The sequence below is a fragment of the Pseudomonas brassicacearum genome, assembly GCF_003732265.1.
Classification (GTDB): domain Bacteria; phylum Pseudomonadota; class Gammaproteobacteria; order Pseudomonadales; family Pseudomonadaceae; genus Aquipseudomonas; species Aquipseudomonas brassicacearum_D.
Genome location: NZ_MOBK01000006.1, coordinates 492458 through 504252 on the forward strand (window position 1 = coordinate 492458; position 11795 = coordinate 504252).

The 11795-nt window shown below is 61.1% G+C and carries 9 protein-coding genes; 7 read left to right on the top strand and 2 right to left on the bottom strand.

What is annotated here, in order from left to right:
* Positions 1-36: 36 nt before the first annotated feature.
* Positions 37-1053: a Bug family tripartite tricarboxylate transporter substrate binding protein gene (locus tag BK660_RS15045; RefSeq protein ID WP_123433935.1), complete on the bottom strand. Its 1017-nt coding sequence runs from the start codon at positions 1051-1053 to the stop codon at positions 37-39.
* Positions 1054-1432: 379 nt separating this feature from the next.
* Between BK660_RS15045 and BK660_RS15050 the strand changes: the two genes are divergently transcribed.
* The 6 genes from BK660_RS15050 (at position 1433) to BK660_RS15075 (ending at position 8880) form a co-directional block, all read left to right on the top strand.
* Entirely contained in the window at positions 1433-2773 is a 1341-nt protein-coding gene (locus BK660_RS15050) for an MFS transporter (protein ID WP_123433936.1), read from the top strand.
* Complete coding sequence (locus BK660_RS15055) at positions 2766-3722, top strand: amidohydrolase family protein (protein ID WP_123433937.1); 957 nt, start codon at positions 2766-2768, stop codon at positions 3720-3722. The genes BK660_RS15050 and BK660_RS15055 overlap by 8 nt, the downstream gene beginning before the upstream one ends.
* Positions 3719-4723, top strand: a complete 1005-nt coding sequence (locus BK660_RS15060; RefSeq protein ID WP_123433938.1) for a 4-hydroxythreonine-4-phosphate dehydrogenase PdxA — start codon at positions 3719-3721, stop codon at positions 4721-4723. Before BK660_RS15055 ends, BK660_RS15060 begins: the two co-directional genes overlap by 4 nt.
* A gap of 330 nt (positions 4724-5053) precedes the next feature.
* The gene (locus tag BK660_RS15065; protein ID WP_007943924.1) at positions 5054-6229 is read left to right on the top strand and encodes an L-rhamnonate dehydratase; all 1176 of its coding nucleotides are present in this window, start codon (positions 5054-5056) and stop codon (positions 6227-6229) included.
* 53 nt (positions 6230-6282) lie between these two features.
* Positions 6283-7278, top strand: coding sequence for an AraD1 family protein (gene araD1, locus BK660_RS15070; RefSeq protein ID WP_123433939.1), 996 nt, complete (start codon positions 6283-6285; stop codon positions 7276-7278).
* 21 nt (positions 7279-7299) lie between these two features.
* Positions 7300-8880 carry an aldehyde dehydrogenase (NADP(+)) gene (locus BK660_RS15075; protein WP_123433940.1) on the top strand — a complete coding sequence of 527 codons (1581 nt, stop codon included), beginning with the start codon at positions 7300-7302 and terminating at the stop codon, positions 8878-8880.
* Positions 8881-9002: 122 nt separating this feature from the next.
* Here BK660_RS15075 and BK660_RS15080 read toward each other — a convergent pair whose 3' ends face one another.
* Entirely contained in the window at positions 9003-9911 is a 909-nt protein-coding gene (locus BK660_RS15080; RefSeq protein ID WP_123433941.1) for a DMT family transporter, read from the bottom strand.
* Between the two features lie 157 nt (positions 9912-10068).
* Here BK660_RS15080 and aceK point away from each other — a divergent pair, with 157 nt between their 5' ends.
* Complete coding sequence (gene aceK, locus BK660_RS15085) at positions 10069-11787, top strand: bifunctional isocitrate dehydrogenase kinase/phosphatase (RefSeq protein ID WP_123433942.1); 1719 nt, start codon at positions 10069-10071, stop codon at positions 11785-11787.
* Positions 11788-11795 lie beyond the last annotated feature (8 nt).

The window sequence follows — 11795 nt, forward strand, 5'->3', positions numbered from 1 at the left end:
GTGACGGCCGCGCGCGTGCGGACGGCCGTTGGCGACTCAGTTTTTCAGCCAGCCGGCTTCTTTGAACACCGGGGTCACGCGCGCGGTGTCTTTCTCAATGTAGGCGGTCAGCGGCTCGCCTTCGAGGAAGGTCGGAACCAGCGCGTTCTGCTTCACGTACGCCTTGAACTCAGGCGTCTCGGTGACTTTGCGCATCAGCTCGACATAGAACGCGCGCTGTTCGGCCGTGACGTCGCCAGGCATGAACACGGTGCGCGGGAAGCGGTACTGATCGATGCCCAGGCCTTCTTCGTGGCAAGTCGGCACGTCGGCCCAGGATTTATCCCCGGCGACTTTCTCGGTGTAGTTCATGCGCTCTTTACTGAAGACGCACAGTGGCTCGACCTGGTCGCCACGCCATTGGCTGATGCTTTCGCTGGGGTTGTTGACGTTGGCGGCGATGTGTTTGCCGGCCAGTTGGGTCGCGGCTTCACTGCCGCTCTTGAACGGGATGTAGACGAGTTTGGCGTCGTTGGTCTGGTTCAGCAGCAGGGTCAGGGTCTGGTCGACATCCTTGGACTGGCTGCCGCCCATGCGCAGGTTCGACGGGTCAGCCTTGACCGCGGCGTAGAAGCCCTTGGCGTCCTTCCACGGCGCGTCTTTGTAGCTCCAGAGAATGAAGTCATCCTCGGCCACGGCGGCGACGGGCGTCAGTTCCTGCCATTGGTAACCGAGCTTGGACACCAGCGGCAACAGGTAGATGTTGTTGGTGCCGATCACCAGTTTTTCCGCGTCGCCCTTGTTCATTTTCAGGTCGAGAAAGGCTTCGGCACCATTGCCGCCGCCCTTGTTCAGGACGATGGTATTCACATCGAGAAATTTGTGGGTGGTGATGATCGACTGGATCAGGCGACCGAGTTGGTCAGTGCCGCCACCGGGACCACCGGCGACGACGATTTCGACATTCTTGTCCGGCTGCCAGGCAGCGTTGGCGAGAGCGGGAAGGGCGCCTGCGGCGATCAGTGTGCAGCCGAGAAACAAACGGGATGTGCGACGGACGAATGCATTTCGCATGATGGAAGGGCCTCGTTTTTGTAGTTGTTATGAGTGGCTTGTCGATGCTCGATTGCTGCAAGCCTGGCCTGAGTGTGTGAAGCCTCGGGGCCCGCGTCTAGTCAAAACAATACATACACCGATAGCCTGGGGTTATAGGTCTGTCAGTGAAAAGGAGGGCGATGGCTCTAGGCTTTGCTCCAGAGCACTTTACGAGGAAAGTCGAAAGCGCGATATCCGTTGAAAGCCGAGTGAAAGCCGGGCGTGCCATAACTCGAGGCTATCGCCTGATTTCAAGTTTTGATTAGACGGTTATCACTGAGCCTTCGATAGTGCTCATCAATGCCGCCAGTCAGCGGCAATGTCGTCACCACAAAAATAATAAAACGAGGTACGCACCATGGCTCGTCCCAGTGCTTCCCTGCATCTGTCTGACGCAGGTGTTCAATCAACGGCAGCGGTCACCCCGCTTACCGGTGCGACCAAAGCCAGCAGCGTACGCTGGCGGATTTTCGCGATTGTCTTTGCGTTGACCATGGTCAACCTGATCGATCGCGTGTCGCTGTCGATTGCGATGCCAACCATCGCCCATGAATTCTCCCTGTCGCCGAGCCTGCAAGGGCTGATCCTCAGCAGCTTCTTCTGGGCCTATGCGCTGTTGCAGATTCCCGGTGGCTGGCTGATTGACCGTTTCGGTCCGCATCGGGTGATCAGTTGGTCCACGGGGTTGTGGGGGACTTTTCAGGTCATCGCGGCTTTTGCCACGGGCGGCGTGTCACTGCTGTTCGCCCGCGTTGCATTGGGGGCCGCCGAGGCGCCCTTGTTTCCGTCCGGCGGCAAGCTGATTTCCCTGTGGCTGGCGCCGAGCGAGCGCAGTCGCGGCGCGGTGCTGATGGACAGTGGCAGCCCCTTGGGCGTGGCACTGGGCGGATTGATCATTGCGTATCTCATCGCTTCGCTCGATTCGTGGCGTCTGGCGTTCGTGATCGCCGGGATTGCAACGCTGGTGCTGGCCTGGGTGGCGCGGCGTTATCTGCGCGATGACCCGGCCACGCATCCGCAAGTGAATAGCCAGGAGCTGGAGAAGATCAATGCCGGACGCGCCACCCCGGCAGCCGAAGCTGCCCGTGCGCCGGTCAAGGGGCTGGGCATTGCGGCCCGTTCACTGACGGGGCTGCTGATCGGACGTGCGAGTTGGGCAATGGTCTATTTCGGTTTGCTGACCTGGGGCCCGAGTTATCTGGCGCAGGCTCGTGGTTTCGATATCAAGGGTATTGGCGCGGCGACCTTCGTGATTTTCATCTGCGGTGCGCTGGGTTCATTGACCGGTGGTTTCCTCTGCGATGGCTTGATTCGCAAAGGTGTGAGCCGCGGTGTGGCGGTCAAGAGCCTGCTGGCGTTTTCCGGTGTCGTGGCGTTGGGCGCGTTCCTGTTGCTGCCGACCCTGAGCGATCCTTTTGCGGCGGTGGCGCTGTTGGCGATGACCGCGTTTTTCCTGATGTGGGGCAGCCTCTACTGGAGCTTCCCGGCGTTGCTGGCGGCGCCGGCGCGGGTCGGTTTGATCGGCGGCGTGATGAACATGGCCGGCAGCACGGGCGGTATCGCGGTGCCGATTCTGGTGGGCGTCATTGTGCAAATGGCCGGCGGATTTGCGCCGGTGCTGGGGTTCTTTGCCGTGTGCTCGGCGGTCTTCGTGTTGGCCACATTGTTTATCAGCCTGGATGAGGTGCGTCATGACTAAGTTGTGGGACGGCCCGATCGTAGACGCCCATCACCATTTCTGGGACCCGGCGATCAATGACCATCCGTGGCTCGCGCCCGAGGCCAACATTCCGTTTCGCTACGGTGACTACAGCGCGATCAAGCGTCGCTATTTTCCCGATGACTACTTCGCCGATGCCGGTGCCCATAACGTCGTGCAAACGGTGTACGTCGAGACCGAATGGAACCCGCAAGACCCGATTGGCGAAACCCGTTTCATCGAGGGGCTGGCCGCTCGCTACGGCGTGCCAAATGCCATCGTCGCGCAAGCCTGGCTCGACCATCCGGACGCCATCGCGTTGCTGACCGAGCAAGCGGCTTTCAAGTACGTGCGCAGCGTGCGCCACAAGCCCGGTGGCCCGATTGCACCGGAACAGGTTGGGCACGTGCGCAGCCTGATGAGCGACGAACACTGGCGTCGAAGTTACGCCGCGCTCGAAGGCCTGGGCCTGCATTTCGACTTGCAGACGCCCTGGTGGAATCTGCACGAAGCCGAACGCCTGGCCCGGGATTTTCCCGGCATCACGCTGATTCTCAACCACGCCGGATTGCCCAACGACCGCAGTGCCGAAGGCCTGGCCGGTTGGCGCCTGGCGATGGCGCGGCTGGCGCAGTGGCCGAACGTGCGGGTGAAGATTTCCGGCCTGGGGCAGGGCGGTCAACGCTGGCGCGCCAAGGACAATGCCTGGATCGTGCGCGAAGTCATCGCCATGTTCGGCAGCGACCGGGCGATGTTCGCCAGCAACTTTCCCGTGGACAGCCTGTGCGGCTCGTTCGACGACATCTACAGCGGTTTCAAATCCATCGTTGCCGATTTTCCGAGTGCCGATCAGGAACGACTTTTCTACAGCAATGCGCAGCGGATCTATCGCTGCGAGCCTTGCGCCATTGACCGGGCGCGGCCTGAATCCTTGAGGAGTGAAGCATGAACAAAACCACCATCGCGATGGTCCTGGGCGACCCGGCCGGCATCGGCCCGGAACTGATCGCTCGCCTGCTCGCCGAGCCCGAAGTGCGCCGTCAGGCCAATGTGATTTTGATCGCCGACGAAGCAGAAATGCGTCACGGCATGCGCATCGCCGGGATGGAATTTCCGTACCGTCGCGTCGAGTCGCTGGAGCACCTTTCATTCGTTGATGACACGCCGCTGTTCTATGACTTTCGCGGCGACACGGTTGGCGAGTTTGCGCGCAATGAAGCCAGCATTGTCGGCGGTCGCTACAGCCTCGACACCCTGGAAAAAGCCCTGCGCCTGACCGAGGCCGGCATCACCGACTCCGTGCTGTTCGGACCGCTGAACAAGACCTCGCTGCACATGGCTGGCATGGCGCATAACGATGAGTTGCACTGGTTCGCCGAGTTGCTGGATTTCCATGGGCCGTTCTGTGAGTTCAACGTGCTCGATAACTTGTGGACGTCGCGGGTGACTTCCCACGTGGCGCTGGCTGAAGTGCCGGGCATGCTCACGCAGGCGCGGGTGGTGGCAGCCATTCAGTTGATCGACACCGCGCTCAAGCGTAACGGCCTGGAAAAACCGCGTATCGGCGTGTGTGGGCTGAACCCGCATAATGGCGACAACGGCTCGTTCGGTCGCGAAGAACTGGACATCATCGGCCCCGCCGTGCGCTCCGCCCAGGCGTTGGGGATTGCGGCGGAAGGGCCGTACCCGGGGGACACGATTTTCCTCAAGGTGCAGGGCGATGCCAGTGCCTTCGACGCGGTGGTGACGATGTATCACGACCAGGGACAGATCGCGATCAAGTTGATGGGCTTCTCCCGCGGCGTGACGGTACAGGGCGGCTTGCCGATACCGATCACCACCCCGGCCCATGGCACCGCATTCGACATTGCGGGGCAGGGCAAAGCGAATGTCGGCGCGATCCGCCAGGCGTTCGAAATCGCCTGCCGGATGGGCACCAACAACTACTGATCCACAATCACTCAATCAATATAGATCCCCTGTGGGAGCGGGCTTGCTCGCGAAAGCGGTGTGTCAGACAGCATTTATGTCGACTGACCCACCGCTTTCGCGAGCAAGCCCGCTCCCACATTTGTTTTGTACTGGGGCTGATAACCCGATCTGCCTGATAACTCGATTTTGCGATCACCCCAGGTTATCGCCGGATACGCATAAGTGATTATCCGCACCCCCGAGCGCTGGCTAAAGTCGCTCCATCGAATGCCTGGAACCTGCTACCCGAGCGGTTCTGCGCAGCGACCCAACAACTACAAGAAGCCGGCAGCGCAAGGAATTGTATTCATGAAAATCAAAGCCATCCGTACCCGCGTTTTTGAGTGGAAAGGCAAAGTCGTTCCGCCTCAAGCGCACTTCTGCACCAACGCCAGCGACATCCTGTTCGAGCGCGGCGACGCCATGGGCTCGTTCCGTTTTCACGGCTGGCTGGTGGTGGAAGTCGAGACCGATACCGGCCTCGTCGGCATCGGTAACTGCGCCCTGGCGCCACGGGTCGCCAAGGAAATCATCGACACCTACCTGGCACCGATTGCGATTGGCGAAGACCCGTTCGACAACGAATACATCTGGCAGAAAATGTACCGTCAGAGCCACGCCTGGGGCCGCAAAGGCATCGGCATGGCGGCGATCTCGGCCATCGACATCGCCATCTGGGACATCATGGGCAAAGCCGTCAACAAACCGGTGTTCAAACTGCTCGGCGGGCGGACCAAGGAAAAAATCTGGACCTACGCCTCGAAACTCTACGCCAACGACAACCTCGACCTGTTCCTCGAAGAAGCCCAGGGCTACCTGAACCAGGGTTTCACCGCGCTGAAAATGCGCTTCGGCTACGGCCCGAAAGACGGCCCGGCGGGCATGCGCAAGAACATCGAGCAAGTCCGTGCCCTGCGTAACCTGGCCGGTCCAGACATCGACATCATGCTCGAATGCTACATGGGCTGGACCCTGGAATACGCCCGACGCATGTTGCCCAAATTGGCCGAGTTCGAACCGCGCTGGCTCGAAGAACCGGTGATCGCCGATGACATCGAAGGCTACATCGAGCTGAAAAAAATGGGGATCATGCCGATCTCCGGCGGCGAGCATGAATTCACCTCCTACGGCTTCAAGGACCTGCTGGAACGCCGCGCCGTCGACGTGATCCAGTACGACACCAATCGCGTCGGCGGCATCACCGCCGCGCGCAAGATCAACGCCATGGCCGAGGCCTGGTCGGTGCCGGTGATCCCTCACGCCGGGCAGATGCACAACTACCACCTGACCATGTCTACCACCGCCTCGCCAATGGCCGAGTTCTTCCCGGTGTTCGACGTCGAGGTCGGCAACGAACTGTTCTACTACGTGTTCAAGGGCGAGCCGCAACCGGTCAACGGCTACATCCAGCTCGACGACAACACACCGGGCCTGGGCCTGGAAATCTCCGATGAGTACCTGAGCGACTTCAATATCATCGAGTGACCTTGAGGCGCCGTAAACGTACGGCGCCATCCCCGACTTTTCTGGAGGCCGTCATGCGCCTGATTCAATTTGAAAACACTGCCGGCGAGCGCCAGGTCGGCCTCGTCGAGGGTTCACAGGTCCAGGTGCTCAAAGATACCGGCAGCACCCGTGAACTGGCCCTCGCGGCAATCCGCGCCCAGCGTAGCTTGCAAGAAGAGGCCGCCCGACGCGGCACCGAGCCAGGTCCCGATTACGCGCAACTGTTACAGCAAGGCAAGGTCCTGCCCCCACTGGACCACGAAGACCCAGCCCATTGCCTGATCAGCGGCACCGGCCTGACCCATCTGGGCAGCGCCTCGGCGCGGGACAAAATGCACCAGCAGGACGGCGTCGTCGAAGCCGGCATGACCGACACCATGCGCATCTTCAAGTGGGGCCTGGAAGGCGGCAAACCCGCCGCCGGGCAGGTCGGCGCGCAACCGGAATGGTTCTACAAGGGCGACGGCAGCATCGTCGTGCGCCCCGGCGCGGACTTTCCAGTGCCGCCGTTTGCCGAAGACGCTGGCGAAGAGCCGGAGTTGACCGGCCTCTATGTCATCGGCGACGACGGCCAGCCGTATCGCCTCGGTTATGCGTTGGGCAACGAGTTCTCTGACCATGTGATGGAGCGACGCAATTACTTGTACCTGGCGCATTCGAAACTGCGTTTTTGCTCCTACGGTCCCGAGTTGCGCGTCGGTGAATTACCCAGGCATCTGGCCGGTACCAGCCGCATCAAACGCAATGGCGAAACGATCTGGGAAAAGGAATTTCTCAGCGGCGAAGACAACATGTGCCACAGCCTCGCCAACCTCGAATTCCATCACTTCAAATACGCGCAGTTCTTGTGCCCCGGCGATGTCCATGTGCACTACTTCGGCACCGCCACGCTGTCGTTTGCCGACGGGGTGAAAACCCAGCCGGGCGATCACTTCCAGATCAGCCTCGATGAGTTTGGTGCGCCACTGGTGAACGGTATCGGCGAAAGCGCCCAGCCGTTGGCCATCGGTCAGGTGCGTGCGCTTTAAGCCTTTCAAAAGGAACCCTTCATGACATTGCCACTGGGACACAACTACATCGGCGGTCGCCGCAGCGCCAACGGCACATTGCAACTGCAAAGCCTCGACGCGACCACCGGCGAACCGCTGCCGGGCACGTTCTTTCAAGCCTGCGAAGCCGAGGTGGACGCCGCCGCCAACGCTGCGGCCGCCGCTTACCCGGTCTATCGCAACCTGAGCGCGGAAAAGCGCGCACGCTTCCTCGACGCCATCGCCGATGAAATCGATGCACTCGGCGATGACTTCGTCGCCACCGTGTGCCGCGAAACTGCGTTGCCGGCCGGGCGTATTCAGGGCGAGCGGGGGCGTACCAGCGGGCAGATGCGCCTGTTCGCCAAGGTCCTGCGTCGCGGGGATTTCTATGGCGCGCGGATTGATCGGGCACTGCCGGACCGCCAGCCGTTGCCGCGCCCGGACCTGCGTCAGTACCGCATCGGTTTAGGGCCGGTCGCGGTGTTTGGCGCGAGTAACTTTCCCTTGGCGTTCTCCACGGCCGGCGGTGATACCGCGTCGGCATTGGCCGCCGGTTGCCCGGTGGTGTTCAAGGCGCACAGCGGTCACATGGCGACGGCCGAGTGGGTGGCGGACGCGATCATCCGTGCCGCTGAACGCACGCAAATGCCGGCCGGCGTGTTCAACATGATCTACGGCGGGGGCGTCGGCGAGTGGCTGGTCAAGCACCCGGCGATTCAGGCGGTGGGCTTCACCGGTTCGCTCAAGGGCGGCAATGCCCTGAGCCACATGGCCGCGACCCGCCCGCAGCCGATCCCGGTGTTTGCCGAGATGTCGAGCATCAACCCGGTTTTCCTGTTGCCCGAGGCGCTGGCGGTACGCGGCGAGCAAATCGCCGCACAACTCGCCGGCTCGGTGACATTGGGGTGCGGTCAGTTCTGCACCAATCCCGGCCTGGTCATTGGCCTGCGTTCCCCGCAGTTCAGTACCTTCCTGGAAACCTTTTGCGCCAGCATGAACCAGCAACCGGCGCAAACCATGCTCAACGCCGGTGCGCTGGCCAGTTACAGCCGGGGCCTTGGTGAGTTGCACGAACATCCAGGGCTGACGCACCTGGCGGGCCGGCCGCAACAGGGTCATCAGGCGCAGCCGCAAGTATTCCAGGCCGATGTCAGTCTGTTGCTCAAGGGCGACGAACTGCTTCAGGAAGAAGTCTTCGGGCCGACCACCATCGTTGTCGAAGTCGAGAGCCGTGCGCAGTTGGAAGAGGCGCTGCAGGGTCTGCGCGGGCAATTGACGGCGACGTTGATTGGCGAGGCCGAGGAGTTGCTGGAGTACCGCTGGCTCGCGGAGTTGCTTCAGGAAAAGGTCGGACGGATTCTGCTCAACGGCTACCCGACCGGGGTCGAGGTGTGTGAGGCGATGGTGCATGGCGGGCCGTACCCGGCGACGTCCGACTCACGGGGGACGTCGGTGGGGACGCTGGCGATCGATCGGTTCCTGCGGCCGGTGTGCTTCCAGAATTATCCGGATGCGTTGTTGCCCGAGGCGTTGCAGAACGCTAATCCGCTGGGGATTCGGCGGTTGGTGGATGGGGAGGTGAGTGACCAGGTTCTGTAATTTTTGGCGCCTGGACTACCGCCTTCGCGAGCAAGCCCGCTCCCACATTCGATCTGTGTCACGACGAAGATCGAATGTGGGAGCGGGCTTGCTCGCGAAGGCGTCATCAGCTACACCACAAATTACTTGGCAGTCACCTCAGCCACCTTCACCACCGCCGGCTTCAACACCAGCCACAACGCCGCCGCAATCAACACCCCGCCATAGATATGCGCCATGGACAACGGTTCATCCAGCAACAACGCCCCCCACAATACCCCGAACGGCGGGATCAGGAAGGTGGTGGTCATCGACCGCACCGGCCCCACCGAGCTGAGCAAACGGAAGTAAATGATGTACGCCAGCGCGGTACACACCAGCCCCAACCCCAGCAATGACAGCCAGACATTCCAGCCGCCCCAGCTCGCCGGCGGTTGACTGATCACGCTGTAGCCGAACAGCGGCAACAGAAACAGCGTCGCCCCGAGCATGCTGCCCAGCGCGGACAAACGGCTGTCGAGACCGCCGGCCTGATCCAGCCAGCGGCGGGCGAGGAAACCGGCGAAGCCGTAGCACGTCGTGGCCATCAGGCAGGCGAGGGCGCCCATCAGCAATTGCAGGTCGAACGCGACCGGGCCGGCGCGGGTCAGTACGCCCACACCGAACAATCCGAGGAATACCCCGCCAAGCTTGGCGGCGGTGAGTCGTTCATGGAAAAACAGTCCGCCGATCAACACGCCCATCAGCGGCGTGGTGGCGTTGAAAATGGCCGAGTACCCGGCCGGCAGCACCTGGGCGGCTACGGAATACAGGGTCGCCGGAATCCCGGAGTTGATCACCCCGAGCAGCATCACGGTCTTGAGTTTGCCTTTGAAATCCCAGCTGATGCGCATCAGCCCGAGAATAATCAGCAGGCCGGTCGCGGCAATCGACACGCGGAAAAACGCGGTGGGGATTGTGCCAATCACGGGGGCGATGATGCGCATGAACAGAAAACTCGCACCCCAAATGGCCGCTAGTGACAGTAAACGGACGATATCGACGGGGTTCACGCTGCTCTCCTTCCTTGCTGGGGACGAGAGTGTTGCCGAGTGCCTGATCGATGGCAACCGAAAAACGGGCAAATAACTGGAGCGAAAAATTACGCTTCTCCTGCACCCGGTTCACTGGCTAAGCTCAGGGCTCACGAATTCCCGCAGAGGTCTCACCATGCCGCAGCAATGGCCAGCCGCCGATATCGCCCGAATGATCCTCGATGGCTTTGACGATTACCGCGAGCATTTCCGTCAGATCACCGACGGTGCGCGAGCCCGCTTCGAGCAGGCCCAGTGGCAGGAAACGCAAATCGCGTCCGCCGCGCGGATCAATCTCTATGAAGAAAAAGTCAGTGAAACGGTGGAGCGTCTGCGTGTCGCGTTCGACAGCGACACGCTGGATGTCAGTTGCTGGCCGCTGGTCAAGAGCGCGTACATCACGCTGATCGACCTGCGTTTCGACGATGAATTGTCCGAGACCTGGTACAACTCGATTTTCTGCGGTTTGTTCAGCCACGACCTGATCAGCGACGGCTGCATGTTCATCCACACCACCCGTCCGAGCCTGCGTCGGGCCCGCGCCGCACAAACCCGCACGTACAAACCTCAGGGTCAGTTGTCCGGCATGCTCGCGAGCATTTTTGCCGACTACCGTTTCAGTGAGGATTACGCTGATCTGGCCGGCGACTTGAACCGCCTCGAAGCGCAACTGCGCGAGAACCTGCCGGACTGGGTGTGCAAGGACCCGGAATTAAGCGTCGAACTGTTTTCCTCGGTGCTCTACCGCAATAAAGGGGCGTACCTGGTCGGGCGCATCTACACCCGGGACGAGCAGTGGCCGCTGGTGATTCCGCTGCTGCACCGCGAAGGTCGCGGGATCCAGATCGATGCGCTGATCACCGATGAAGCGGACGTGTCGATCATTTTCTCGTTCACCCGCTCGTATTTCATGGTCGACGTGCCGGTGCCGGCGGAGTTCATCGGTTTCCTCAAACGCATCCTGCCGGGCAAGCACATCGCCGAGCTGTACACCTCGATCGGCTTCTACAAACACGGAAAGTCCGAGTTCTACCGGGCGCTGATCAATCACCTGGCCAACACCGACGACCAGTTCATCATGGCCCCCGGCGTGCGCGGCATGGTCATGAGCGTGTTTACCCTGCCGGGTTTCAACACCGTGTTCAAAATCATCAAGGACCGTTTCTCGCCGTCGAAGAACGTTGACCGCGCCACGGTGATCGAGAAATACCGTCTGGTTAAAAGCGTCGACCGCGTCGGGCGCATGGCTGATACCCAGGAGTTCGCCGATTTCCGTTTCCCGTTGAGCAAGTTCGACCCGGCGTGCCTGGAAGAATTACTCGAAGTGGCCGCGTCCACGGTGTCGGTGGAAGGTGACACGGTGCTGATCCGCCACTGCTGGACCGAACGGCGGATGACGCCGTTGAACCTGTACCTGGAAAACGCCAACGAGGCGCAGGTGCATGAGGCGCTGGAAGATTACGGCCTGGCCATCAAGCAACTGGCGGCGGCGAATATTTTTCCCGGCGACATGCTGCTGAAAAACTTCGGCGTCACCCGCCACGGTCGCGTGGTGTTTTATGACTATGACGAGATTTGCTTTTTGACCGAAGCCAACTTCCGGCACATCCCGCAGCCGCGTACGCCGGAAGACGAGATGGCGTCGGAGCCGTGGTATTCGATCGGCCCGCTGGATGTGTTTCCCGAGGAGTTTCCGCCGTTTTTGTTTGCCGATTCTGGGCAGCGGCGCTTGTTTGATCAGTTGCACGGCGAGCTGTACAACGCCGATTACTGGAAAAGCCTGCAGGAGGCGATTCGGGCGGGGAAGATCATCGACGTGTTCCCGTATCGGCGCAAAGGCCTTGAAAACGAATAACCCCCTGT